The sequence below is a fragment of the Microbacterium yannicii PS01 genome (assembly GCF_000304335.1).
In the GTDB taxonomy this organism is placed as follows: Bacteria; Actinomycetota; Actinomycetes; order Actinomycetales; family Microbacteriaceae; genus Microbacterium; species Microbacterium yannicii_A.
The window spans coordinates 129499-155529 of record NZ_CAJF01000006.1 but is presented as its reverse complement, the minus strand read 5'-3'; the positions used below and the strand labels follow the sequence as shown (position 1 = coordinate 155529).

The 26031-nt window shown below is 70.6% G+C and carries 24 protein-coding genes; 16 read left to right on the top strand and 8 right to left on the bottom strand.

From position 1 onward, the window contains the following. The 10 genes from WYM_RS05250 to WYM_RS05205 form a co-directional block, all read left to right on the top strand. Nucleotides 1-709, top strand: a 709-nt coding sequence (locus WYM_RS05250; protein WP_019179785.1) for an Lhr family helicase, incomplete at its 5' end; no start/stop codon positions are given. Then, nucleotides 702-1490, top strand: a complete 789-nt coding sequence (locus WYM_RS05245) for a DNA-formamidopyrimidine glycosylase family protein (protein WP_019179784.1) — start codon at nucleotides 702-704, stop codon at nucleotides 1488-1490. The genes WYM_RS05250 and WYM_RS05245, both read left to right, overlap by 8 nt. A gap of 279 nt (nucleotides 1491-1769) precedes the next feature. Continuing rightward, complete coding sequence (locus WYM_RS05240) at nucleotides 1770-3074, top strand: ABC transporter ATP-binding protein (protein WP_019179783.1); 1305 nt, start codon at nucleotides 1770-1772, stop codon at nucleotides 3072-3074. Nucleotides 3075-3156: 82 nt separating this feature from the next. Further along, nucleotides 3157-4341, top strand: a complete 1185-nt coding sequence (locus WYM_RS05235) for an ABC transporter substrate-binding protein (protein WP_019179782.1) — start codon at nucleotides 3157-3159, stop codon at nucleotides 4339-4341. Beyond that, entirely contained in the window at nucleotides 4334-5275 is a 942-nt protein-coding gene (locus WYM_RS05230; protein ID WP_019179781.1) for an ABC transporter permease, read from the top strand. Before WYM_RS05235 ends, WYM_RS05230 begins: the two co-directional genes overlap by 8 nt. Continuing rightward, on the top strand, nucleotides 5272-6225 hold the full coding sequence (locus tag WYM_RS05225; protein ID WP_019179780.1) for an ABC transporter permease: 954 nt from the start codon (nucleotides 5272-5274) through the stop codon (nucleotides 6223-6225). Before WYM_RS05230 ends, WYM_RS05225 begins: the two co-directional genes overlap by 4 nt. Before the next feature lie 19 nt (nucleotides 6226-6244). After that, on the top strand, nucleotides 6245-7921 hold the full coding sequence (locus WYM_RS05220; protein WP_019179779.1) for an amidohydrolase: 1677 nt from the start codon (nucleotides 6245-6247) through the stop codon (nucleotides 7919-7921). 42 nt (nucleotides 7922-7963) lie between these two features. Beyond that, nucleotides 7964-8518 (top strand): cysteine hydrolase family protein, encoded by a 555-nt coding sequence (locus WYM_RS05215; protein WP_019179778.1) that lies wholly within the window; start codon nucleotides 7964-7966, stop codon nucleotides 8516-8518. Nucleotides 8519-8785: 267 nt separating this feature from the next. Then, nucleotides 8786-10216, top strand: a complete 1431-nt coding sequence (locus tag WYM_RS05210; RefSeq protein WP_019179777.1) for an NAD(P)/FAD-dependent oxidoreductase — start codon at nucleotides 8786-8788, stop codon at nucleotides 10214-10216. Beyond that, the gene (locus tag WYM_RS05205; protein ID WP_026059567.1) at nucleotides 10213-10548 is read left to right on the top strand and encodes a cupin domain-containing protein; all 336 of its coding nucleotides are present in this window, start codon (nucleotides 10213-10215) and stop codon (nucleotides 10546-10548) included. Before WYM_RS05210 ends, WYM_RS05205 begins: the two co-directional genes overlap by 4 nt. Before the next feature lie 24 nt (nucleotides 10549-10572). Here WYM_RS05205 and WYM_RS05200 read toward each other — a convergent pair whose 3' ends face one another. Continuing rightward, the gene (locus tag WYM_RS05200; RefSeq protein WP_019179775.1) at nucleotides 10573-11352 is read right to left on the bottom strand and encodes an alpha/beta fold hydrolase; all 780 of its coding nucleotides are present in this window, start codon (nucleotides 11350-11352) and stop codon (nucleotides 10573-10575) included. Nucleotides 11353-11460: 108 nt separating this feature from the next. Beyond that, entirely contained in the window at nucleotides 11461-13041 is a 1581-nt protein-coding gene (locus WYM_RS05195) for a PucR family transcriptional regulator (protein WP_019179774.1), read from the bottom strand. 165 nt (nucleotides 13042-13206) lie between these two features. On the opposite strand from WYM_RS05195, the gene WYM_RS05190 reads away from it, so the two are divergent. The 4 genes from WYM_RS05190 (at nucleotide 13207) to WYM_RS19325 (ending at nucleotide 17532) form a co-directional block, all read left to right on the top strand. Beyond that, complete coding sequence (locus WYM_RS05190) at nucleotides 13207-14769, top strand: CoA-acylating methylmalonate-semialdehyde dehydrogenase (protein WP_019179773.1); 1563 nt, start codon at nucleotides 13207-13209, stop codon at nucleotides 14767-14769. Between the two features lie 24 nt (nucleotides 14770-14793). Continuing rightward, a complete protein-coding gene (locus WYM_RS05185; RefSeq protein ID WP_019179772.1) occupies nucleotides 14794-16200 on the top strand; it encodes an aspartate aminotransferase family protein in 1407 nt (468 codons plus the stop codon). A 162-nt stretch (nucleotides 16201-16362) separates the two neighbouring features. Further along, entirely contained in the window at nucleotides 16363-16770 is a 408-nt protein-coding gene (locus WYM_RS05180; protein WP_019179771.1) for a UDP-3-O-(3-hydroxymyristoyl)glucosamine N-acyltransferase, read from the top strand. Between the two features lie 75 nt (nucleotides 16771-16845). Then, nucleotides 16846-17532, top strand: coding sequence for a thermonuclease family protein (locus tag WYM_RS19325; RefSeq protein WP_019179770.1), 687 nt, complete (start codon nucleotides 16846-16848; stop codon nucleotides 17530-17532). A gap of 18 nt (nucleotides 17533-17550) precedes the next feature. Here WYM_RS19325 and WYM_RS05170 read toward each other — a convergent pair whose 3' ends face one another. Beyond that, nucleotides 17551-17949, bottom strand: a complete 399-nt coding sequence (locus WYM_RS05170; RefSeq protein ID WP_019179769.1) for a DUF1304 domain-containing protein — start codon at nucleotides 17947-17949, stop codon at nucleotides 17551-17553. A gap of 33 nt (nucleotides 17950-17982) precedes the next feature. On the opposite strand from WYM_RS05170, the gene WYM_RS05165 reads away from it, so the two are divergent. After that, nucleotides 17983-18768: a LysR family substrate-binding domain-containing protein gene (locus WYM_RS05165; RefSeq protein WP_083866144.1), complete on the top strand. Its 786-nt coding sequence runs from the start codon at nucleotides 17983-17985 to the stop codon at nucleotides 18766-18768. 203 nt (nucleotides 18769-18971) lie between these two features. On the opposite strand, the gene WYM_RS05160 is transcribed toward WYM_RS05165, so the two are convergent. The 4 genes from WYM_RS05160 to WYM_RS05145 all read right to left on the bottom strand — a co-directional run bounded on the left by WYM_RS05160 (nucleotide 18972) and on the right by WYM_RS05145 (nucleotide 24297). Beyond that, nucleotides 18972-21440 (bottom strand): CHAT domain-containing protein, encoded by a 2469-nt coding sequence (locus WYM_RS05160; RefSeq protein WP_019179767.1) that lies wholly within the window; start codon nucleotides 21438-21440, stop codon nucleotides 18972-18974. Nucleotides 21441-21530: 90 nt separating this feature from the next. Further along, complete coding sequence (locus WYM_RS19320) at nucleotides 21531-23159, bottom strand: S8 family peptidase (RefSeq protein ID WP_019179766.1); 1629 nt, start codon at nucleotides 23157-23159, stop codon at nucleotides 21531-21533. A gap of 54 nt (nucleotides 23160-23213) precedes the next feature. Beyond that, nucleotides 23214-23690: a hypothetical protein gene (locus tag WYM_RS05150; protein WP_019179765.1), complete on the bottom strand. Its 477-nt coding sequence runs from the start codon at nucleotides 23688-23690 to the stop codon at nucleotides 23214-23216. After that, complete coding sequence (locus WYM_RS05145; protein WP_040569090.1) at nucleotides 23680-24297, bottom strand: RNA polymerase sigma factor; 618 nt, start codon at nucleotides 24295-24297, stop codon at nucleotides 23680-23682. The genes WYM_RS05150 and WYM_RS05145 overlap by 11 nt, the downstream gene beginning before the upstream one ends. Nucleotides 24298-24421: 124 nt before the next feature. On the opposite strand from WYM_RS05145, the gene WYM_RS05140 reads away from it, so the two are divergent. Further along, the gene (locus tag WYM_RS05140) at nucleotides 24422-25171 is read left to right on the top strand and encodes a glutamine amidotransferase-related protein (protein WP_019179763.1); all 750 of its coding nucleotides are present in this window, start codon (nucleotides 24422-24424) and stop codon (nucleotides 25169-25171) included. A 1-nt stretch (nucleotide 25172) separates the two neighbouring features. On the opposite strand, the gene WYM_RS05135 is transcribed toward WYM_RS05140, so the two are convergent. Beyond that, a complete protein-coding gene (locus tag WYM_RS05135) occupies nucleotides 25173-25976 on the bottom strand; it encodes a tryptophan-rich sensory protein (protein ID WP_019179762.1) in 804 nt (267 codons plus the stop codon). Nucleotides 25977-26031 lie beyond the last annotated feature (55 nt).

The following is a 26031-nucleotide window of genomic DNA, read 5'->3' as shown; positions in this document are numbered from 1 at the left end:
GGTGGTCACGCGCGGCGCCGTGCAGGCCGAAGGCGTGCCTGGCGGCTTCGCACAGACGTACCGCGTGCTCGCCGGCTTCGAAGAGGCTGGGCACTGCCGCCGCGGCTACGTCATCGAGAAGCTCGGCGCCGCCCAGTTCGCGGCATCCGCCACCGTCGACCGCCTGCGCGAGTTCGCCGCCCTCCCCGACCCGGCGCCGCTGCGCGCCGTGACGCTCGCCGCGACCGATCCCGCCAATGCATATGGCGCCGCCCTCGCGTGGCCCGCTCTCGAAGGCGTCGGGCATCGCCCGGGCCGCAAGGCGGGCGCGCTCGTTGTGCTCGTCGACGGCATGCTGGCGCTGTACCTCGAGCGCGGTGGCAAGTCGGCGCTCGCGTTCACCGAGTCGGAGGACGTGCTCACCGCCGCGACGCGCGACCTCGTCGCGACGGCGCGCGCACGACGGCTCGACACCCTCACGATCGAACAGGTCAACGGCGCTTTCGTGTACGGCACGGCCGCAGGACGCGCCCTGCGCGAGGCGGGCTTCGTCGAGTCCCCCCGAGGCCTCACGCTCCGCCGCCTCACCGCGGGCGACGCCCTTCGACAGGCTCAGGGACCGGGGTCGGCTCAGGGACCGGGGTCGGGACAGGGACCGGGGTCGGGACAGGGACCGGGGTCGGGCAAGGGACCGGGGCAGGCGTCGGGCCGCGAGGGCGCGCGTGCCTGAGGGCGATACCGTCTACCGCACCGCGCGCCGGCTCGACACCGCCCTTCACGGCGCCACCGTGACGCGGTTCGAGCTGCGCGTGCCGCAGCTCGCGACCGCCGACCTGACGGGGCAGACGATCCACGAGGTGGTGCCCCGCGGCAAGCACCTGCTCCATCGCATCGGCGAGCACACCCTGCACTCGCATCTGAAGATGGAGGGCGAGTGGCACGTCTACCGGCGCGCTGATCGCTGGCGGGCAGCGGCGTTCAAAGCCCGCGCGGTCATCGCAGCGACCGCTCCCGATGGCACCGAGTGGGAGACGGTGGGCTTCGACCTCGCCGACCTCGCCCTGGTCCTCACACGTGACGAGGATTCGCTCGTGGGCTATCTCGGTCCCGACCCGTTGTCGGACTCCTGGGATCCCGGCGAGGCCGCGCGGCGGCTCGGCGACGACACCCGAGCGGTCCACGTCGCCCTGCAGGACCAGCGCAACGTCGCCGGGTTCGGCAACGAGTACGTCAACGAGATCCTGTTCGTCCGGGGCATCCTGCCCACTACACCGGCGCACGAGACGGATGCCGCGGCCATCGTCGATCTCGGATCCCGCATGATCCGCGCCAACCGCGACCGCAGCGGGCGCACGTTCACCGGCGACGCGCGCCCGGGTCGCAGCACGTGGGTCTACCGCCGTGAAGGCCGCCCCTGCCGCCGGTGCGGTACGGCGATCCGCGGGGGCAGCCTCGGAGCCGACCCCACCCGCGAGCGCATCGTCTTCTGGTGCCCGGTCTGCCAGACCTGACCTACCGCCGCGCCTCGAGCATCGCCGGAACGGACGATCTGTCGGCGTGAGTCGAGGCATCTGCCGGCCAGCCTGGGCGCCTCCGCGAAACGCCGCGGTTTCCTGACCGTTACACAACTCCGGACGAAGTGTCGTCGCGGGCCTTCGGGCGCCGCGGATCGTCCGGTTCAACCGAGCGTCCGTTGCGGGGAACCGACGCGGACCTATTGAATACGACTCACATTCGACAAGGCCTCGCACCGTCGCGCGGCCCGTCTCGGGAGGACCTCACGAGTGACCATGTCCACAGGCACGGCGACGCACCCGGAGTCCGCTCCGTCCACCCCCACCTCTCCCGACGGCGAGGCCGAACGCGGGGCCGTCGTGCTGTCGGGGGTCTCGAAGTTCTACGGTGAGCAGCCGGCCGTCGACGACCTCTCACTGACCGTCCAGCCGGGCGAGTTCATCTCGCTGCTCGGCCCGTCGGGCTGCGGCAAGACGACGACGCTGCGCATGATCGCCGGTTTCGAGCAGCCGGATGCCGGAGACATCCGCATCTCGGGGCGCTCGGTGCGCGGCGTGCCACCGTACCGGCGTGACGTCAACACCGTGTTCCAGGCGTATGCGCTCTTCCCCCATCTGTCGGTCGCCGAGAACGTGGCGTACGGGCTGCAGCAGCGCCGGACGCCGAAGTCCGAGGTGCGCGCGCGGGTGACCGAAGCGCTCGATCTGGTGCAGATGCGTCGGTTCGGCGATCGCCGCCCCGCACAGCTCTCGGGCGGGCAGCAGCAGCGCATCGCCCTGGCCCGCGCCCTCGTCAACCGGCCCGCCGTGCTGCTCCTCGACGAACCGCTCGGCGCGCTGGACCGGCAGCTGCGCGAAGAGATGCAGCTCGAGCTGAAGCTGCTGCAGTCACGCCTGGGCATCACGTTCATCTTCGTCACGCACGACCAGGGCGAGGCGCTGTCGATGAGCGACCGCATCGCGATCATGCGCGCGGGACGCATCGAGCAGCTCGCCGACGCCGACACCGTCTACGCACGGCCGGCCACCGCCTACGTCGCCGCGTTCGTCGGCCAGCAGAACTTCTTCGGCGGCACCGTGACCGAGGCCGGGGCGGCGATCGCCTCGCCGCATGCACTCGTGCGTGCCGCTGCGCCGGTGCTCGCCTCGACGCACCTCGGCGAGGCAGCCGTGCGGCCGGAGTACATCCGGATCGAGGAGGACCCTTCGACAAGCTCAGGGACCGGGAGCGGCTCAGGGACCGGGAGCGGCTCAGGGACCGGGAGCGGCTCAGGGACCGGGAGCGGCTCAGGGACCGGGAGCGGCTCAGGGGCCGGGAGCGGCTCTGGGACCGTGACCGGAAACGACGCGAACGCCGCTCGCGGGAAGCTGATCGGGGTCTCGCACCTCGGCGACACGATGCAGTACCTCGTCCGCCTCGGCGAAGACCAGAGCCTCATCGTGCGCCGGCCCACGCCCGATGCTCCCGCTCTGGAGGTCGGCGACGCCGTGCTGTGCACGTGGGCAGCCCACCACGTGCTCCTCTTTCCCGCCGACGATGCCGCCCAGGAGGGCGGCTACGTCCCGCCGCCGACCGTGTGAGCGCCTCCAGCCGACCGTTTCCCTCTGCCCCTCGCCGAAGCACCCGCTTCACCGGCTCCCCGACCCGAACCTGGAGACACCAGTGAACGAATCCAGCAACCCGCTCCGCATCCTCGCGCCCGAGGCCTCCGCACCGGTCATCCTGCGCGAGCTCTCACGCCGCCGCTTCCTGAGTCTTGCGGCCCTCGCCGGCGGTGCCACCGTGCTCGCCGCCTGCGCTCCCGGGGGCAGCGGATCGCCCGCACCGCAGGCGACCGGCGGCGACCTCGAGGGCAGCCTCTCGGTCTACACATGGGGCGACTACGACTCGCCCGACGTCGTGTCGGCGTTCACCGCCGACCTCGGTCCGAAGGTCACACTCGACTCGTACTCGTCGAACGAGGAGCTCATCGCCAAGCTCGTCGCCGCGAAGGGCACGTCCGGCTACGACATCGTCGTGCCCACCGGCGTCTTCATCCCGCAGATGATCGAGAACGGCCTGCTGACGAAGTTCAACAAGGAGCTGCTCCCCAACCTGTCGAACATGGACCCGGCCTACCTCGGGCGCGCATGGGATCCCGAGAACGACTACTCCGTCTGCAAGGCGTGGGGAACGACCGGCTTCGTGTACGACAAGAACGTCATCACGCGCGAGCTCGCCACCTGGGGCGACTTCTTCGACGCCGCTCAGAACGAGGCCAGCGGCAAGACGTCGATGTCGGACGATCCGGCCGGCATCATCGGCGCGTACTTCTGGGCGAACGATCTCGACTGGAACACCGAGGACCCCGAGGAGCTCGAGGCCTGCCGGCAGTTCCTCGTCGAGACGATCGCGCCGCACGTGTCGGCCTTCGACTCGTACCCCGGCACCAACGCCATCCCTCAGGGCACGCAGGTGCTCATGCAGGCGTGGAACGGCGACGCCCGCCTCGGCCTGCTCGAGAGCAGCGAGCCCGACCGCTGGCAGTGGGTGCTGCCAGGACCGCAGACGGAGCTCTGGATGGACAACTGGGCCATCGCCGAGGGCGCACCGCACCCCGAGGCCGCGCACGCGTTCATCAACTTCTCGATGACCCCCGAGAACCTGTTCCTCAACCTCGACTACATCGGGTATCACGTCGGCGGCAAGGACATGGAGACCGAGTCGGTCGACGCCGGGCTCGAGTACACCGATCTGATCTTCTTCACGCCCGAGCAGCTCGAGAGCATGCACGAGCAGACCCTCAACGACTCGCAGACCGTGCGCGTGGAGATCTGGAACGAGATGAAGGCCGCCGCTGGTGCGTAGCCGAGCGACGGGAGCCGCGCTCGCCGTCCCGGCGTGGGCGTGGCTCACGCTGTTCTTCGTCGCCCCGGTGGCGATGGTGGTGTGGTTCAGCTTCGGCTACAAGCCGGGGGTCTTCGGCACCCACGCCAACGACATCCTGTCGTTCGACCGGTACGTCGAGGCGTTCTCGCCGACGTTCTTCACGACCTTCCAGAACACCCTGTGGGTCGGGATCATCGGCACGGTGCTGTGCTTCGCGATCGGCGCGCCGGTGGCGTACTGGATGGCCTTCAAGGTCAAGCCGCAGCGCCGGGGGCTGCTCATCGCCCTGGTGCTCGTGCCCTTCTGGACGAACTTCCTCGTGCGCACGATCGGATGGCAGGTCATCATGGCGCCCGAGGGCTGGCTGTCCTCGCTGCTGCAGGGCATCGGCGTGCTCGACGGCCCGCTCGACCTGCTCTACACCCGCACCGCGGTCATCGTCGGCGTCGTCTACAACTACCTGCCGCTGATGATCCTGCCGCTCTTCGTCGCCTTCGACCGGGTCGGTCCGGCACTGCGCGAAGCATCGAAGGACCTCGGCGCAGGCAAGGTCGCGACCTTCCTCCGCGTGACGCTCCCGCTCTCACGGCCGGGGATCATCGCCGGCGTGCTGCTGGTGTTCATCCCGCTGATGGGGGACTACATCACCGCCACCGTCCTGGGCGGGGCGAAGGGCAACATGGTCGGCCAGCTCGTGGCGAGCCAGTTCCAGACCGCGCAGAACTGGGCGCTCGGCTCGGCGATGGCGGTGCTGCTGATGCTCGTGATCATGGTGACCATCGGCGTCGCCGCTGCCGTGATCTGGCTCGTCGCTCTGCCGTTCCGGTCCCGGAACACGCTCGTGCTCGGGCCGCCGCAGCCGACGACGAAGACGGATGCCGCGGCCTCGGCTCCCGTGGAGGTGACGACATGACGCTCCCGAAGGCGCGGCCCGACACGGTGACGCAGACCGAGACGATCCTGCGGGCGCGGGAAGGTGACGCCCGCCCCGCCGGAGCCTCCACCGCCGCGCCACGTCGTCGTCCGCACCGCTCGTGGTCCGACATCGCGTTCGGGGTGTGGGGGGTGCTGGTGATGCTCTTCCTGTTCCTGCCGATCATCGTGATCGTCATCTACTCGTTCAACACCGGGCGCCTGCTGGTGTCGTGGGACGGCTTCGGCTTCGATGCGTTCCGCACGATCATCGACAAGCCGGCGATCCAGAACGCGGTCCGCGTCTCGCTGATCACGGCGCTCATCTCGGCGATCATCGCGACGGCGCTCGGCACGCTGGCCGGCATCGCGATGGCCCGCCACCCGGGCAAGTGGGTCTGGTGGTTCCTCGGGCTCCTTCTCCTGGTCTCGGTCACGCCCGAGATCGTCGACGCCGTCGCGCTTCTGCCGTTCCTGGTGTTCCTCGGGCAGGACCTCGGCATCACGATGTTCAACGACGGCATCGTGCGCCTGTCCGTGGGCTCTTCCCTCTTCGCGACGGCGGTGGTGTCGTACATCGTGCGCGCACGATTGGTGGGGCAGGACGCCAACCTCGAAGAGGCGTCCGCCGATCTCTACGCCAAGCCGATCACGACGTTCCGCCGGATCACGCTGGCCCTCGCGATGCCCGCGGTCCTCGCCGGCTTCCTGCTGGCGTTCACGCTCAGCCTCGACAACACCGTCGTCGCCGCGTTCGTGCAGGTCTCGGGCACGACGCCGTGGCCGGTCTACGTCCTCTCGGCCGTGCGGTCGGGGCTGCGGCCCGAGATCGCCGCGGTGTCGACGATCATGCTGCTGCTCACGCTCGTCGCGCTGGCACTCGTGGCCCTCGTGCTCAAGCGCGCGGGCGACTCGGCGACCCAGATCGCTCGCACGATGACCGGCGGCTGACCCGACTCGAAGGAAGCTCATGCCCCACGCCGACCTCGTCTTCACCGGAGGACCCGTCTTCACCGCCGACACCGTGCGCTCGCGCGCGAGGTCGGTCGCTGTGACAGCGGGACGGATCGTGGCGGTCGGCGGTGACGAGATCGGCGAACTCGTCGGCTCGTCGACCGAGCTGGTCGACCTGCGAGGGCGGATGCTGATGCCGGGCTTCCAGGACGCCCACGTGCATCCGGTGTGGGGCGGACTCGACATGCTGCGCTGCGACCTCTCGCAGTATGCGACCGCGGCGGAGTACCTCGATGCCATCGGACGGTTCGTCTCGGCACACCCGGATGACGAGTGGATCCTCGGCGGTGGCTGGCAGATGTCGGCGTTCCCCGGCGGCACGCCCACCGCCGCCGCATTGGATGCCGTCACCGGCGACCGCCCCGCCTTCTTCCCCAACCGCGATGGTCACGGCGCGTGGGTGAACTCCGCCGCGCTGCGGCTCGCGGGCATCGAGCGCGACACCGTCGACCCGGCGGACGGCCGCATCGAACGCGACGTCGACGGCCATCCGTCGGGCACGCTGCACGAGGGCGCCATGGGGCTGGTCAATCGCCTGCTCCCGGAGGAGCCGCTCGAACGGCTCACGGAGGCCCTGCTCGTCGGCCAGCGCTACCTGCACTCGTTCGGCGTCACGGCCTGGCAGGACGCGATCGTCGGCCCGTACGGAGATGCCGGGGACCCGGCCCCGGCCTACCTCGCCGCTGCGGCGGCCGGAACCCTCACCGGCCGCGTCGTCGGGGCGATCTGGTGGGACCGCACGCAGGGCCTCGAGCAGATCCCGTCGATCCTCGAGCGTCGGGTGGTTCGACAGGCTGACCGACCAGGGGACAGACGTGGGCGGTTCGCCGCGACATCCGTCAAGATCATGCAGGACGGCGTTGCCGAGAATTTCACCGCGTCGATGCTCGAGCCCTACTGCGACGGCCACGGGCATTTCACCGACAACTCGGGGATCTCGTTCATGCCTCCCGAGGTCCTGAACGAGGCGGTTCCTCTCCTCGACGCCGAGGGCTTCCAGGTGCATTTCCACGCGATCGGCGACCGCGCCGTGCGCGAATGCCTCGATGCCGTTCAGCATGCGATCGCCCGCAACGGCCGCGGCGACAACCGGCACCACATCGCGCACATCCAGGTGGTGCATCCCGAAGACATCCCGCGCTTCCGCGAGCTCGGCGTCGCCGCGAACATGCAGTCGCTGTGGGCGACGTTCGAGCCGCAGATGGTCGACCTCACCCTTCCCTTCCTCGGCTCGCCGCGCGACGCGTGGCAGTACCCGTTCGGCGATCTGCTGCGTTCGGGCGCCGTTCTCGCCGCCGGAAGCGACTGGTCGGTCTCGACGCCCGATCCGCTGGCCGCGATCCACACAGCCGTGAATCGCAAGGCCGCGCCCGGCCACGAAGAGGGCGACTACGACGCGTTCCTGCCCGAGCAGGCGATCGATCTCGCCACCTCGCTGACCGCCTATACGGCGGGCTCGGCATGGGTGAACCACCTCGACGAGACCACCGGCACGATCGAGGTCGGCAAGCTCGCCGACCTGACGGTGCTCGACCGCGACCCGTTCGCGGGACCCGCCGACGAGATCGGCGCAACCCGCGTGCTGCAGACCTTCGTCGAAGGCGAGCGTGTCTACGCCGCCGCGAACGCCTGAGCCCGCGCCGCCGACAGCGCAGCGCGCGCCTAGGCTGACGGGATGACCCGCGTCCTTCTCCTCATCGACATCCAGCGCGACTACTTCCCGGGCGGGCGGCAGCCGCTGGTGGGGACGGATGCCGCGGCCGACGCCGCTGCGGGCCTGCTGGCCGGGTTCCGCTCAGCGGAGGAGCCGGTCCTGCACGTTCAGCACGTGTGGGACGCACCGGACGCCGCCTTCTTCGCCCCCGGCACGCCCGGTGTCGAGATCGATGCCCGGGTCGCGCCCGAGGCCGACGAGCCCGTCATCGTCAAGGACCGGCCCAACGCCTTCCTCGGCACGGATCTGGAGAGGCGACTGCGCGAGATCGCGCCCGACGAGCTCGTCGTGGCCGGGATGATGTCGAGCATGTGCGTCGATGCGACGGTGCGCGCGGCATCCGATCTGGGCTTCTCGGTCGTGGTCGCGCACGACGCGTGCGCGGCGCCAGATCTGAAGTTCTCGGGTACGACCGTGCCGGGCGCCCAGGTGCACACGGCCTTCATGGCCGCCCTCGGCAGCTACGCCCGCGTGACCGACGCCGCAGCGCTGGTCGCCGAGGTCACTGCCCGCTGATCGCTCCGCGACAGCGTCTGCCGCGGCAGGCCGTCCGCAGCCCCGTACCGTTCTCAGGACCGCGGCCCCCGTCCGTCGCCTCATCCCTTGCGTCCCCCGGGATGACGTGCCTGGACGCGCGGCCGATCCTGAGAACGGTACGCAGTCCGGTGCCGCCCCGCCCCGACAGGGTGTCCGGACGCGCCGGAAGTCGCGACACCGACCCGATGCCGCGCCCGCGCCCCAGGCGCGAGGATGGAAGAAACCTTTGCATCGGAGTTGATACCCGTGGGCACGACCGTCTTCGAACGACAGCGGCCGGCATCATCCGTCGTCCAGCACTCCCTCGCCGCGACGCGGCACTCGGTGTTCTGGCGTGACGACCTTCCCGAGAGCCTCACGCCCGACCGGCCCGCGCTGGCCGGAACCGTGCGCGCCGACCTCGTCGTCGTCGGTGGCGGCTACACCGGACTGTGGTCCGCGCTGCTGGCGACCGAGCGCGACCCGGCCGCCAAGGTCGTGATCGTCGAGGCGCAGCGTGTCGGCTGGGCCGCGTCGGGGCGCAACGGCGGCTTCTGCGAGGCGAGCCTCACGCACGGCAGCGAGAACGGCCAGACCCGCTGGCCCGACGAGATGCCGACGCTCGAGCGCCTGGGTCTCGAGAACCTCGACGCGATCGAGGCGGCCGAGGCCCGCTACGGCATGGACTTCCAGTTCGAGCGGACCGGCATGCTGGCCCCGGCGGTCGAGCCCCACCAGGTGGAATGGCTCAAGGACTGGGCCGCCGAGGGCGAGGAGGGCGTGGTCTACCTCGACAGGGACGAGGTGCAGGCGGCCGTCGCGTCCCCCACGTACCTCGCCGGCGTGTGGGAGCAGCGCACGTGCGGCATGCTGCACCCGGGTCGCATGGCGGCCGAGCTCGCGCGCGTGTGCGAAGAGCGCGGCGTCGAGATCTTCGAGCGCTCCCACGTGACCGGGCTCGACTCGGCGGGCACGGGCGTCATCGTCTCGACCGCGGGAGGCCGGGTCGAGGCCTCGCGCGCCGTGCTGGCCACCAATGCCTTCCCGTCGCTGCTCAAGCGCAACCGGCTGATGACCGTGCCGGTGTACGACTACGTGCTCATGACCGAGCCGCTCACCGCCGACCAGCTGGCGAGCGTCGGCTGGAGCGGGCGCCAGGGCATCGGCGACCTCGCCAACCAGTTCCACTACTACCGGCTCACCGCCGACAACCGCATCCTCTTCGGCGGCTACGACGCGATCTACCACTACGGGCGCAGCGTGCGTCCGGAGTACGAGAACCGTCCCGAGACGTGGGAGAAGCTGGCGAGCCACTTCTTCACGACCTTCCCGCAGCTGGACGGGCTGAGCTTCACCCACAAATGGGCGGGCGCGATCGACACCTCGACGCAGTTCACGGCCTTCTTCGGCACCGCCCGCGAGCGCCGCGTCGCGTACGCGGCGGGGTTCACGGGCCTCGGCGTCGCCTCGACGCGGTTCGCCGGCGAGGTCATGCTCGATCTCCTGGACGGCGTGCAGAACGAGCGCACCGAGCTCGAGATGGTGCGCAAGCGCCCCCTGCCGTTCCCACCCGAGCCCGCCGCCGCGATCGGGATCAACGCCACCCGGTGGTCGCTCGACCGTGCCGACCACAACCGGGGCAAGCGCAATCTGCTGCTCAAGACGCTCGACGCCCTCGGGCTGGGATTCGACTCGTGACTCTGTCAGCCGGAGCGGTGACGGATGCCTCGGCTCTCCCGGTGACGCACGTCCCGGTGCCGGGCGCCCAGGTGCTCGCCGGCGCTCCGACGACCGGCCTTGTCGAGCTCACGGAGTCGATCGGCGTCTGGGAGCACACGCCCGGGACCTCGACGGATGTCGAGGCGGATGAGGTGTTCGTCGTCCTCTCGGGAGCGGCGACGGTGAGATTCGTCGAGCCCTCGCTTCCGGCGATCGAACTGCGGCCGGGCTCGATCGTGCGTCTCGACGCGGGCATGCGGACGCAGTGGTCGGTCCACGCGACCCTCCGCAAGGTCTATATCGCCGGCTGACGATCTCGGGTCGCCTCGACGACCTCACTTCTCTGCGCGAGGGCCGTCCACGTGGGCGATGATCGCGGCGGCCACGGCACGCGGTGCGGACTGCTGTGCGACATGGTTCTGGCCCGGGATGAGAACGAGCGTCCCCCGGGGAGCCCTGCTGCACAGCAGTCGACACCATTCGAGACCTGCGATCGGGTCGCGCGAGCCCCGGATCACGAGAAGGGGAGACCGAAGCGACGGCACGCGGTCCTCGATCCGGTACGCCAGCATGTGTCGCAGCTGCGTGAGGTACCAGGGGACCCCGCATCGGAGATAGTCCGAGAAGACGACGGCGTTGACCGCCGGCGTCTCACCGAGCGTGTCTGTCGCGAGGGCGAGGGTCTGCGCCGCGATCGATCGATGACGCGTATCGGTCACCGGCCCCATCGCAACGACATCGGTGACGAGCTCGGGCTTGTGAACGCCGAGCTCCACGACCCACTGAGATCCCATGGAATGACCGACCAGCACGACGGGCCCCACACCGAGTGATTCGATGACCGTCGCCAGTGCCGCCGCCATCTCCGGCACGTCGACGTCTCGCCCGGGCTTCGGGAGGCCGCCGAACCCGGGCAGGTCGATCGAGTAGACGGAACGGGTCTGCGCGAGCTCATCGTGCAGACGCGACAGGTATCGGTGGGACACCCCGATCCCGTGCACGAGCACGACCGGTCGTCGGTCCGGGTACGGCTCGCGGACGGAGGCCAGAATCCGGAACGCGAGATCCCCGACGTCGATCCGTCCGTCGGCGCGCGCCACTCGAGCGTTCGCCATGAGTTCCCTCCCCGCACGGCTCACCACGCCACCGTAGCCCGAGGTGCGGTCCGGCGGCCGGGGTTGCGCCGCGTCACTCGGCGTGCCAGACGCGACGCCGGGCGCGCATCATCGTCCGGCGGACCGCCGGACGAGCAGGGCGAGGTGCAGCGCCGTCTGGGTCTCACCGTCGTCGAGGTCGGTGCCGAGCAGCTCCTCGATGAGCGCGATGCGCTGGTAGAAGACCGAGCGGGACAGGTGGGATGCCGAGGCCGCCGCCGTGCGGTTGCCGGGGTGGCCCAGCATGGCCTCGAGCACGTCCAGCAGGTCGCCGGAACGGGTCAGGTCGTGCGCGATGAGCGGCGCGAGCATGCGCTCCCCGTGCTCGAGCACCCGGTGGTCGTCGCGCAGCGCCGTGACGAGCTGCACGAGCGGCCGGTTCTCGGCGCGCCGCAGCTGGGACCCCCGCCCCGGCCGCCGGCGGGCGCGCGCCAGATCCACCGCCTCGTGCAGCGACGCCAGCGCTGCGTCCAGTCCGCTGGCGCCGCGCCCGGCCGACACGGTGATCCGGTCGGCGTCCGCCGGATCGACCAGTCCGCGCGCGAAACGCAGCACCGCATCGTCGTCGAACGCGCGCTCGGCCGGGAGCGACAGCAGGATCGCCGCCGCGGGTGCCACGACGCCTTCCGGCGCCGAGCCGGCCAGCGCGCGCCCGCGCAGGCCGCGGGCCGCGGCATCCGCTCGCTCCATCGCCACGGGCGCACCCGACACGACCAATCCGTACAGACGCGCTCCCTGGATGGGCAGGCCCGCCGCTTCGAGGCGGGCTCCGGCTCCCCCGGCGCCCGCGAAGCGCCCGGCGAGCAGTCCGTCGACGAGCCGGCGGCGACCGATGCGCGCCCACTCGTCGGTCTCGCCGTCGGCCAGCCGTCCCACCGCCAGCGCGATGGCGCCCTGCTCGAGCACGGCGGTGCGTCCAGCGGCGTGCTCGGGTCCGGGCAGCGCGATGAGATTGCCCCAGCGGATGCCACGCGCCTCGACGGGAACGATGAGCCAGTCCTCGGGGCCGGGTCCGGCGCCCCGTTCGCGCCGCTGCTCGAGGCGACGGTGCGCCGATCGAGAGCGCAGCTCCCACTCGGTGAACAGCTCCTCTTCGATCGCCAGGGGAACCTCGGCCGAGACGACCTCGTGCGCGAGATTCTCGAGCACGACCGGCGCACCCAGCGTCTGGGCGAGCTGGTGGACGATGAAGTCGGCGGGCGACCCGCGCAGCACGAGCGCCGTGAACCGCTCGCGCACCTCGTCGCGGGCGCGGAGAGCGTCGGTCTGACCCCGGATGATGCGGTTGTGGACGGCCTCGGTCAGCGTCACGAACTTCACCTCGCGGTGCAGCACCACCAGCGCCAGCCGACGGCTCGTCGCGGCCTCGACCACGACCGCCGGCACGTAGCGGTAGTGGGTGCCCAGCTCGAGCACGAGCCCCGAGAGCCCCGCGTCGGCCAGCTCATCGATGAACCGGCGGAGATCGGCGGGCTCGACGGGCCACGACGATCCCGTGGACAGCAGCAGCTCACCACCGTCGAGAAGCCTCGCGACGCCCGCGCTGTCGGAAACGTGCAGCCATCGCACGCGGGCTTCCAGCGCCTCGTCACCCACGAGCACCTCGGGGACGCCGTTCGCGACCGCCTCGAGCGCGATCACCTCGCGCACAGTGGGCAGGGTCTCATCGGCTGATCGATCTACCGGACGATCCGTTTGGATCGTCCGATCTTCGCGACGGTCGGGCACCGTAGCCGCCTTTGCTGCTCTGACAAACTGGGACGCACTCAGCCTAGATCATCCCCGTACGATCTGTCCGGGGCGAAGGGAAAACGAATGAGCATCGCCGACACCGCTGCCGTTTCCGACGAGACGGACGCCGCCGCGGCACGGGAGGTCCGCACGATCTCCCACTGGATCGATGGCGCGGAGCGCACGTCCGGGAGCGGTCGCACCGCACCGGTGTTCAATCCCGCGACGGGTGCCGAGACGGCACGCGTCGCTCTGGCCGATGAGGCCGAGGTCGCTGCGGCGATCGCGTCGGCCAAGTCAGGTTTCGCGGTGTGGAGCGGGTTCTCGATCGCGAAGCGGCAGGCGGTGCTGTTCACGTTCCGTGAGCTGCTCAACGCCCGCAAGGGAGAGCTGGCCGAGATCATCACGGCCGAGCACGGCAAGGTCGTCTCGGACGCGATGGGCGAGATCCTGCGCGGTCAGGAGGTCGTCGAGCTGGCCACCGGGTTCCCGCACCTGATCAAGGGCGCGTTCAGCGAGAACGTCTCGACCGGGGTCGACGTGTACTCGATCAAGCAGCCCCTCGGTGTGGTGGGGATCATCAGCCCGTTCAACTTCCCCGCGATGGTGCCGATGTGGTTCTTCCCCATCGCCATCGCCGCCGGGAACGCGGTGGTCCTCAAGCCCAGCGAGAAGGATCCGTCGGCAGCGCTGTGGCTCGCGCAGCTGTGGAAGGAAGCCGGACTCCCGGACGGCGTGTTCACCGTGCTGCAAGGCGACAAGCTCGCCGTCGACGGGCTGCTGACATCGCCCGACGTGCAGTCGATCTCGTTCGTCGGCTCCACGCCGATCGCCCAGTACATCTACGAGACCGCGTCGCGCCACGGAAAGCGGGTGCAGGCCCTCGGCGGCGCGAAGAACCACATGCTCGTCCTTCCCGACGCCGACCTCGACCTCGTCGCCGACCAGGCGGTCAACGCCGGCTACGGCGCCGCCGGAGAACGGTGCATGGCGATCTCGGTCGTCCTCGCCGTGGAGCCGGTCGCCGACGACCTGATCGGCAAGATCCAGGACCGCATCGCGAAGCTGCGGATCGGCAACGGTGCGGCTGTGGACGGCGTGGAGCCGGACATGGGGCCGCTCATCACGGACGTGCACCGCGACAAGGTCGCCTCGTACGTCGACATCGCCGAGCAGGACGGCGCGCGCATCGTCGTGGACGGCCGCGGCTACTCCGTCGACGGGCACGAGGACGGCTTCTTCTTCGGCCCCACCCTCATCGACGCGCTGCCCACCACCTCCCGCGCCTACCAGGAGGAGATCTTCGGTCCCGTCCTCTCCGTCGTGCGCGTCGCCTCGTACGACGACGGACTGCAGCTGATCAACTCCGGTCAGTTCGGCAACGGCACCGCCATCTTCACCAACGACGGCGGCGCGGCCCGCCGATTCCAGAACGAGGTGCAGGTCGGCATGATCGGCATCAACGTGCCCATCCCGGTTCCCGTCGCCTACCACTCCTTCGGCGGCTGGAAGGCCTCCCTGTTCGGCGACGCGAAGGCCTACGGCGTGCACGGCTTCGACTTCTTCACCCGCGAGAAGGCCGTCACCAGCCGCTGGCTCGATCCCAGCCACGGCGGACTCAACCTCGGCTTCCCGCAGAACCACTGACCGGCACCGAGTCAGGAGACACCCATGACCGACACGCTCGCAGCCACCGCCGTCTACACCGACCCGACCGGCGCCGCCCGCGCTCTTCCCGATCCCGAGGCCGACGCGCGCGTGCGCGCCGATGACCGCGGCCACGTCTTCCACTCGTGGAGCGCGCAGGCCCTCATCGACCCGCTGCCGGTCGCCGCGGGCGAGGGCGCGACGTTCTGGGATTACGCCGGCAACGCGTACCTCGACTTCAGCTCTCAGCTGGTCAACCTGAACCTGGGGCACCAGCATCCGGATCTGGTGACGGCGATCCAGCGTCAGGCCGGTCGCATGGCGACGATCCAGCCCGCGATGGCCAACGATGTGCGAGGCGAGCTCGCCCGCCGCATCGCCGAGGTCGCGGGCGACGGCTTCGAGAAGGTGTTCTTCACCAACGGCGGTGCCGATGCGAACGAGAACGCGGTCCGCATGGCTCGCCTGGTCACCGGGCGCCGCAAGGTGCTGTCGATGTACCGCAGCTACCACGGCAACACCTCGACGGCGATCGCGCTGACAGGCGACCCCCGCCGTTGGCCGAACGAGCCCGCCGACGGCTCGGTCGCGAAGTTCTTCGGCCCTTACGCCTATCGTTCGCCGTTCCACTCCACGAGCCCCGAAGAGGAGTCGCGGCGCGCGCTGGCACACCTCGAGCAGACCATCGTGCTCGAGGGCGCGTCGACGATCGCGGCGATCGTGATCGAGACGATCGTCGGAACGAACGGCGTGCTCGTCCCGCCGCCCGGCTATCTCGCCGGCGTCCGCGAGCTGTGCGACCGGTTCGGCATCGTGTACATCGCCGACGAGGTCATGGTCGGGTTCGGCCGGGTGGGCGAGTGGTTCGCCTTCCAGGCCTTCGACGTCGCGCCCGACCTCATCACCTTCGCCAAGGGCGTCAACTCGGGATACGTGCCGCTCGGCGGCGTCGTCATCTCGGAGCGCATCGCCGGCCACTTCGACACGGTCTCGTTCCCCGGTGGGCTGACGTACAGCGGGCACCCGCTGGCGTGCGCGGCCGGTGTCGCGACCTTCGAGGTGTTCGAGCGCGACGGCATCCTCGAGCGGGTGCGCGACCTCGGCTCGCGCGTCGTCGAGCCCCGCCTCCGCGAGATCGCGTCGCGGCATCCCTCCGTCGGCGATGTGCGAGGGATGGGCCTGTTCTGGGCGATCGAGCTCGTCGAGGACCGCGAGACACGCACGCCGCTCGTGCCGTTCAACGCGAGCGGGGCGGATGCCGCTCCCGTCGCCGCTGTCGCCGCAGCGTGCAAGCGGGACGGTGTGTGGCCCTTCACCCACTTCAATCGCGTGCACGTCGCGCCGCCGCTGGTCATCGGCGAAGACGACCTGCTGCGCGGTCTCGACGTCATCGATCGCGCCCTGTCCGCGGCCGACGAGCACACCCGCTGAGCGTGCGCTGAACTTCGCCCGACAAGCCCCAATCCGCGGAATACACCGTCTCCGAATAAGAAGCAACCCCGTAGCTCGAATCGTTCCGATGCACGGGAATGAATCGACCAGCACGGTGGTTGTTTCTTTACTCGGCACAATCCGGTGCTGCAGGAGGGGACAGTGGGCAAGAACTACGTCGACATCGAGAACGACCGCGGCGAGACGCTGCGCTACCGCAAGCACGTCAACGGTCGGGGCATGATCGCGCACGGCGCGAAGGTGCACCCGAGCGCCATCGTCGAGGTAGGCGCATACGTCGAACCCGGCGTGCAGATCGCCGCGGGAGCACACGTCGGGCGCGGCGTGTGGGTCGAGTCCGATGCCGTCATCGGCCCGGACGTCCAGATCGCTCCGCACGCCCACATCGGCCCGCGCGCCGCCATCGGGCCGCGTGCCAAGATCGGCGTCCGCACCCAGGTCGGCACCGACGCCCGCGTCGCGGGCGGATCGCTCATCGGCGACGACGAGACGATCGGCAACGGCGAGCGCGTCGCGACCGACCGCAGGGGTCTTCGACTGGCAGCCTGACGCGTCCTTCCGACCGTGCCGGCGCCCTGTGGACAGCCGGCGGGGCGCGGCGGCCGATCTGGCTAGCCTGGCGCCGTGAAGGACGACGCCGGAACGCCGCGCAGGCCTGAGCGTCGGCGGCGCGATCTGCAGACGCTCCTCGCGGTGGTCGCCGGTGCGGCCGTCATCGTGGTCGCTGCCACCTGGCACGGGACCGCCGGCCTCGAGGACGGCCGCTGGGACTTCGAACGCACTCGACGAGGGGTCGGCGTCGAGCTCGAGCGGCCGATCCACGAGATGCTGCCGACACCTGCACCGACGGCGTCATCGGCCACCGGCATCCGTCGCCCGCGCGACGCGTTCGCACTCACCGTGACGCACGTCTTCGACGGCGACACGATCGAGGCGCGTGTCCAGATCCCGAATGACGTCGTCACGGCGACGGGCCTTCTGCGCATTCGCCTCATCGGCATCGACACGCCAGAGGGAACGCCGTCGCCCCAGTGCTGGGCGGACGAGGCCCGTGCGCACCTGGAGCAGCTGGCGCCCGAGGGCGCGACGGTGTGGGCGGCTCCCGACGCCGACAGCTGGGACGATTACGACCGCCGGCTCTTCTACCTGTGGACGGACGACGGCCGATTCGTCAATCACGAGCTCGTCACCGCGGGAGACGCCCAGGCGATGCGGGTGTGGCCGAACGTGGCGCACGCGGAGGTGCTGGCCGAAGCGCAGGCGCGGGCCGAGGCATCCGGAGCCGGTCAGTGGAGCGCATGCGGCCGCTGACGGCTCACTCGGGCGGGTTCACGCGAAGAGGAACAGGACGAAGCCGATGAGCGGCAGGGTGCCCTGGATGAGGGCGGCGCGCAGGTACTTCATGCCGGTCGTCAGCAGCACCAGCGCGGCGGCCACCATGGAGCCCAGGCTGAACAGCACGAGGGCCAGGCCGGCAGCGCGCAGCGGGGTGTCCTCGCCGCCCACCAGGAACAGCACGAGCCCGAGCCCGGCGCCGATCGCGAGGAACAGGTTGTAGAAGCCCTGGTTGTACGCCATCGGCTTCGTCGTCTCGGCCGCCTGCTGGTCGCGCACGCCGAAGCGGCGCCAGACTCTGGGCTGCGTCCACTGCACGCTCTCCATCACGAAGATGTACACGTGCAGCAGCGCCGCCAGCGCCGCGAAGACCGTCGCGAGGATCGTGACCATGAGCGAACCATAGCGCCCGGCTACGCTGATCCAATGGCGAAAGGCAGGGCGGGCGGCGGGCGTGGCGGACGGCCACGACGGGATGCCGCACCCCAGCGCGGCGGCGGCGGCGGTCCTCGCAAGCCCGGAGCGAAGTCTTCGGGCGGCACACGCGCGGCCGGTCGGCCGCAGCGCACCCCGCGCCCCTCGCCAGGTCCATCGCCGGCGCCGGCGCCCGAGGTCACCGGCCCGCTCCGCCTCGGGGTCATCCCGGGAGCCACACCGGGGAAGTGGATCGACACCTGGAACGAGCGGATGCCGCATGCCGACCTCGAGCTCGTTCCCCTCGCCTTCGCCGACCAGCGGCGCCCGCTCGTGGAGGGCGTGGTCGACGCCGCACTGGTGCGCCAGCCGCTCGACGGCGACAGCCTCAGCGTCATCCCCCTCTACGAGGAGCGGTCCGTCGTCGTCTGCGCGAAGGACTCGCACCTCACCGCCGGCGACGAACTCGAGATCGTCGACCTCGAGGGCGAGGTGCTGATCGTGCCGCATGACGACGTGCTCGGCATCCGCTCGCTTCCTGGCACGGTGCCCCCGACCTTCGCTCCCCCGGCCGACACCGCCGAGGCGATCGCGACGGTCGCTGCAGGAGTCGGCATCGTCATCGTGCCCATGTCGCTCGCTCGCCTGCACCAGCGCAAGGACGCCGACTACCGTCCGCTGCGCGACGGCCCGGTGTCGCCGGTGTCGCTGGCATGGCTGACAGACCGCACGACTCCCGCGGTCGAGGCGTTCGTCGGGATCGTGCGCGGACGCACGCCCAACTCGTCCCGCGGCTGAGTTCGGGGACGGCTGCGGGGGATGCCGGGCCTTGGGTTCCGACGGCATCCCCCGAGGAGCAGGCTCACGAGACGACGATCTCCATGTCCCCCGTCGTGTCTCTGCCCCACAGTCCGGCGCCCCCCGGTGCCGGGCCGCTGTGAGCCTCTCCGTACATGTGGAGTCAGCTGCTGCCGCCCTGATACATCGCGTCCCGAAGCGATTCAGAACCCCGCCCCGTGCACCTGGAACGGCGCCACGATGCCGGTGCGCTCGGATGCCGCAGCCAGCGCCTCTGACGGGGAGACACCGGCCGCGAGACCCTCGTGCATCGCCCCGAGCAGTTCGCACGCGTCGTCGTCGGCGACCACCACCGGTGCTGCCACGACGCTCCGAGTGCCGGCATGGAGCCACACACGGGTCATGCCGACCGCCTCCTCACCCCACCGTACGGACGAGCGTCCCACCTCGCAGGCCGACAGGACCACGGTGTCGGGCACCTTCTCGATGAGGTCGATGTCGTAGCCGAACAGCGTTCCGTCTGCCAGCTCGAGTCCCGAGAACATCGGGTTCTCTGCCGAGTGACGGCCGTGTGCGGCGACATGCAGGACGTCGGCACCGGCCGCCGCGTGAGCGACATCGGCGATCGACGCCGGATCGATGACGATCGGCTCACGCCAGGCTGCGGCGGCGGTCCGCACCTCCTCCGAGGCCCGGGGAACGCGCGGGCCGACGGCGAACGCGGGCGCGCGCGGGACGAAACCGGCCCGGGGGCGACTGTGCACCCAGTGCGAGACGGACGCCGCGAGGGTGATGACCCGGCCGCGAAGCGCGGGCAGCATCGCCCATGGGATCCCGTTGAGCACGCCTGGCGCGGTCAGCACCAGTCGTCGATCGCCGACGAGCTCGAGCGCGGGAGCGAGCAGCGCCTCCGACAGCGCACCCAGCCGCTGCGCGAGCGAGCGACGCACGGTGGACGCGAGGGGTCCGTGCTGCATCGCGGCCGCCATGTCGAGGTCAGCGCGCAATCCGCGCAGGTGGTCCTGCATCCGGCTGAACGCGCCGAGCTCGATGCGCCGCGCCGCGGCCGACGTGATGCCGAGCAGTTCGACGGTGCGGCCGGTGTAGACGTACGCGAGGATCGCGGTCGCGTCGTCGAGCGCGCCCTGTGCCTCGCTCAGCGTGACACGCGGGCGAATCGCGGCCGACGGAGTTCCGGACCACTGCCGCTGACGCACGCGGTTCTGCACTTCGACCGCCCGCGGATCCGACCCCCCTGCGCCGTCCTCCGCCCTCAGCAGGCGAAGCTCCGAGAGATCGGCGGCCAGCCCGGCGTCGGGAGGCGGCCGCAACGGCACGACCTGCAGATTCAGATGACGAGCCCGCTCGGACCATTCGAACACCACCTCCGGGCGTCCCGAGCGAACCGCTGACCGGATTCCGGCACCGATCAACCCGTTGCCATGCCACACGACGGATGTCTGCAGGTCGAGGCTCCCGAACTGGCGCTGCCATTCGAAGAGTTCGTCGAGCCCGGCGCGCGCATGACGCCGGGCCTCGGAGTGCCGGTCTCGGCTCTGCGCCCGGATCGCGCGCACCTCGTGTGCAAGCAGGCGCACGTCCAGCGATGCCGCTGCAGTCACGCGGACCGCCGCGGAGCGCGCCGGCGCGTGGCCGTGCCGTGCGAGCCAGATCTCGTACGACAGCCGCAGGGCGGACGCGTCGTCGCGCAGGCCGCGCGCCTCGAGTGCGGCCACGGTCGCCTCGACCTCTGCCGCACGAGGCGGGCGTGGCAGGTTCGATACCCGCCCCTGGCGGGACACGGGCCCAGAGGCCGAACGCGCCCGAAGGTTGACGGCATCGGCTCTCAGCGCCCATGACGTGTTGTCGAGCGCGCGGAACCGGCGGGCAGCAGTCGCCGCGATCGCCGCCGCACGCGGAGGGTCATGACTGAGCAGCGAGCGAGCGAGGGCGAACTCGGACTGTCCCCGTTCGAGCTTCATCCGCACGGATCCGAAGATTCCGGCCGCCTCGGTGAGAAGCCCCTCCGCCTCGCGGATCAGCCCCGCTTCGCGAAGGACCTCGGCTCGATCCGCGTCGGCGACAGCTGCCGAGGCGCGGGAAGCCTCGGCCAGAGTGGCGCGAGCGCTGGTCATCCGGCTGAGCGCGCCCACGAGGTCCCCGCGGAGAAGATCGACGTATCCCAGGTTGTGGCGTGCCTCCGCGGCGTCCACCCGCCGGCCGCTGGCGAGGTAGATGTCGGCCGCCAGTGCGGCATCGGCGGCCGACCGGTCGAGGTCGCGCCTCTCCATGCCGAGCACGCTGCGATTCATCAGCAGATTGGCTTTGGCTTCGGGTGCCGAGATCCGGGCGATCGCCCGGCTCAGCCAGTGATCCGAATCGTCGAGGCGCCCCGCGATCCCCGCGATCACCCCCATCTGCCCCTCGAGAACGGCGACCGTCTCGGGGGTCAGGCCAGGCGTTCGGAGAGCCTCGGCACAGAGGGATTCGGCGGGTCCCACCGATCCCATCCGGGCCTGGACGACGGCCATGGTGCCGGTGATGCGGGCTTTCAGGTCGTCATCGGCTGCCAGCGAGCCGGCACGGCGCAGCATCCGCTGCGCCGCGATCAGCTCGCCACGATTGGTCTCCTCGATCGCGTCGCGGTGCAGCGACTGCGCGGTGGGCCCCATTTCGTCAATGATGCCGGGGCGCGGGCGCGTGCGCACCTGCTCGGGTGAGCACGTCTCCGGTGTGCCCGCGATCTCGGCGATCCGGACGCCTCAGCTGCGGTACACGCGCTGCTCCTCCAGCCACGCCATCACCCGTTTGCCTGCCTTGCGAAGCGCGGCCACGCGCTCGGACGGCGTGGTCAGCTTCCCTGACATCAGGGCTCCGCCGATCTCTCGTGCAAGCATCGCAGACACGTAGGGGGCGGCGAACGACGTGCCGCTCCACAGCGCGAAGCCGCCCGTGAAGTCATCGACGTCGATCGTCTCGCGGCACAGCGCGCCGCGGTTGTCCCGAACCGCCGGCAGCTGACCTCCGTCGAACGGAGGCATGGTGCTCAGCACGCCGGCGCCCGGCGCGAAGGTGGTGACCCACCGACCGATGTTGCTGAACAGGGCGACCGTCCGATTCGGGTTCAATGCGCCCACGGCCACGTGCGGCGCGGCACCTCTCGGGTCGGGAAACCTGTAGTCGGCACCGGGCCACGCCCACAGTGCCGCCGGAAAGCTGGGTCGGTCGGTGGCGTCGTTGCCGGCCGAGCACACGATCGCGCACCCCCGTCGACGCGCGGCCAGCAGCAGCTCCGCGAGCGTCCGATCGAAGAGGTCGTCATCGGGCGTCTCGTGGTAGTAGCCGAGCGACAGATTGATGACGTCGATCTGCCGGCCGCCCTCCTTCGAGGGCCGGGCCATCCACTTGACGAGCGATCTCAGCGCGAGCATGAAGTCGCCCTCCAGCACGTTGCCTTCGCTGTCGGCCACCCGGATCGAGATGAGGTCGGCATCCGGGCACACCTGCCGGACGATGCCCGCGATGAACGTGCCATGGCCGGCACTCGTGTCGAGCATGCCGTCGAAGGGTCCCGCGAGGTCGCCGGTGACCTCGGGATCACCGTTCGGATCAGCGCCGATCACGCGATCGTCCAGCTCGGGATATCGGGTGACGATGTCGTCCGGCAGCCAGGGATGCCGGCCGCAGCCGGTATCGAGCACCGCGACGACAGGGCGACGTCCCGCCTTGGCCGGCACGCCGTTGCGCACCGGGGGCGGACCGGCGTATGCGACGACCTGACGCCCGCCACTGCCCGGATCACCGTAGCTGTCCACGGGATTCGTCTTGTGCCCGAACGGGTTCGTCTTGTGCCCGAACGGATTGGTCTTGTGCCCGAAGGGGTTCGTCTTGTGCCCGAACGGATCGAGGGACATCACGTGGTCGAGCGACACGCCCTGAAGGCCCTTCCCGCTCCGGGCGCGCGCCCGCTGCAGCAGGCGCCATGCGTCGATCGGCGGGACGGGCTGGTCGTCCTTTTCCGGACTGGGCTGAGGGAAGATCTGGATGCGGTAGATCGTCGGCAGGTCCAGGTCACGACGGCCGCGGCGAGCGCGATCCGTGGCAGTGTCGATATCGAGCGGCGTCCTGTCGAGGTTCTCCAGACGGATCCCCCAGCCGAAGTCGGCGGCCGCGGGGCGCAGGGCCTCGAGAACCGAGACGACATCCTCCGTGCTCGTCACCAGGAGGTGGTCCGGTGCGTACGCCGTGGGGTAGGCGTTGACCCCTTCCACCGGTTCGCTCGTCGGGTCGAGGGGGACTCCCGCGCCGCGAGCCGCGTCGTACCGCTCGCGCCAGCCGCGGCGATCACCAGCGGAGCCCTGCGCGGGATCTCCAGGGGGCAGCGTACTCATGTGCTCTCCTCACACAGCGGACGCCCCGGCCCCCAGGCCTCGGCATCCGGATTCCTACACTTCGAATTGCGGGGTCTGGAAGTCGTGCAGCTCGCCGTCGGCACCGCGGATCACCAGGCGCAGCCGGGCAACGCCCCGCGGCACCTCGTCGAAGGCGAACCGGCCATGCTCGCCCGGGTCAGCCGACCATTCGCGGCCCCCCTGCACCAGCCGGATGGCGAGGACCGCGGCATCCACCCATCCGTCCACGCGCCGGCCGGCGTCCTCGGTGGCGCTGACGTGCAGCAGCACGGTGGTCGTGCCGTCGCTGAACTGCAGCGTCGCGGTGTCGCTCTCGCCGCGCACGGCGGCGAACGAGCCCTCGACGAGTGTCAGCAGCGCGTACTCGCGCGAGAGGTCTTCGACGGCGACAGCGGCGACCATCCTGTCGACCAGATCAGCGGGCACGGGATCGACGTCCTCCCATAGCCGTCGCATGCGCGCGAACAGCGCCGCATCCGCGGCGAAGTCCGCGGTGTGGTCATTCTCCATCTTCCCTGCCCCTCATTCCGTCGCCCTCGAGAAGGGCGCGGAGCTTTGCGAGACAGCGCTGGCGGGTCGGTCCGATCGATCCGACGGGCATCGCGAGATCCTGGGCGATGCGGGCGTAGTCGGGGCGATCGTCGAACGCGACGATCCGCAGCAGGCGCTGGCACCGTTCGTTGAGCACTCCGACCGCGTTCCACAGGCGACGGGATTCGTCGTCCTGCGCGGCGGTCTGCTCTGCAGACTCGTGGACAGGGAGATGAGGCTCGAGCGACTCGGTCTCGGTCGGATCGGCCTTGCGATGCTGCTTGCCGACCCGCCACGCCTCGCGCCGCGCGCACATCGTGAGCCATCCCGACACCGCCTGGGCATCGTGGATGCTCTCGTGCCGGCGCACCAGCGTCAGCCACGTCGTCTGCACGACGTCCTGCGCGAGTGCGTGATCGAGCCCGTACGCGCGCGCGACATGCCACAGCGTGGGAGTCATCAGGCGCACGAGATCGTCCATGGCCCGTCTGTCGCCCTCGCGCCAGCGGACGAACAGCGCCGCGGCGCGCTCCCAGCGCGTCGGCTCGGCCGAGCCGACGTGGCGTTCGGCGTCGGCATGCGTCATGACGCCCATTGTGTCCACACCAGGAGGGAGAGCGATAGAGCGCGCCTGATACATGTCCCCGCGACGAATACCTCTCGTGTCGCGGGCTTTCGCAGGTGACCGAGCGGCGACCTAGACTTCGAGGATGACGACCGCGCCGCTGCTCTATGTGTGCGTGCGGCCGCAGCTGGGGGCCGCGGCGGCTGAATACGAGTCGTTCCGCTCGGCGATGCGCCTCGGTGAAGCTGAGCTGGCCCGCCACGATCTGGTGCGCGAAGCGCTCCCGGCCGACGTGTTCGAGCGGTACGGCGGGTTCCTCATCGGCGGCAGCCCGTTCAACGTCACCGACCCGGAATCGACGAAGACCGACGCGCAGCGGCGTCTCGAGGCCGATCTCGAGCGGATCGCCTCGCGGTGCGCGACCGGCGACGGGCCGGCGGCCCTCTTCACCTGCTACGGCATCGGCGTCGTCACGCGCCTCCTCGGCGGCCGTGTGAGCCGGGCCTTCCCGGAAGACACCGGCCCCGTCCAGATCGAGCTCACCACCGGTGCCGCGGCCGACCCCCTCTTCAGCGGGCTCGCCGACCGGTTCACCGCGCTGACAGCCCACAAGGAGGGGACCGAGTCCGTCCCGCCCGGGGCGACGCAGCTCGCCACCAACGAGGCCTGCCCCGTTCAGGCCTATCTCGTGGGAGACCGCCTCTACGCGACGCAGTTCCACCCGGAGCCGACGACGAAGGCGTTCACCGAGCGCATGGCGGTGTACCGCGACGACGGATACTTCGAGGCGAGCGCGTATGACGAGATCGCGGCGCGCGTGCTCGCGGCATCCGTCACCGAACCGGCACGCCTGCTGCGGGCCTTCGCCCGGCGTTTCGGTCCCGTCGCAGCCTGATTCACCCGCCCGCGTTGCGGACCTCGTCGGCTCCCCGCAGCACCTTCCCGACCAGCGGGGTGCCCACCACCACGACCGCGGCGACGATGGCCGCGATGCCGATGGTCGCCTGAGGCGGCTCGAACGCGAGGCGGCCCACCGCGATCCAGGACAGCCCCCACCCCATCGCGAGGCCGGGAGCGATTCGCCAGCCGCTCGCCCATGCGATCCCGACGCCGATGAGCGTCACCACCGTCAGGACGGCGATGCCCCACGCCGACGCGGCATCCGCCCATTCGCTCGGCACGACGCGCGTGAGCCATGCGGTCGTGTTCGCGACGGTGGCCAGCGCCACCCAGCCCAGGTGCAGTCCCGTGACGCCGTCGATGAGGAGTGCATCCACCACTCCCCGGCCCGGCACGACCACCGCGCGGTGGAAGGTGAAGCCGAGGAGCGCCAGCAGCAGCGCGATCGCGAGGACCGTCAGCGGAAGCGTCAGGAACTGCGCGGTCACCAGCCACAGCCCGTTGAGAAGCATGGTGCCGGCGATCAGCCAGCCGACCGCGCGCTGGCGCTCATTCCCGCGCTGACGGGGCAGCGCCTGCCACACCGTGTACGCGAAGAGACCGACGTAGATGACCGTCCAGATCGAGAACGCCGATCGCGCGGGGGCGAGATACGAGCCGTCGGCGTCGAGCGCCCCGTCCTGGAGATCCTGCACGGGCGTGCCGCCGAACAGGCCGGTGCCCACCATCGCGGCGACGATCATGAAGCAGAAGGCGCTGATCACGACGATCTGCCGGGCGAGGTCTCTCGAGGCTGGCATCTGCCCACCGTAGGCCCGTCCCGGTCGTGGCGCACCCGGTTGACAGCCGCCGATG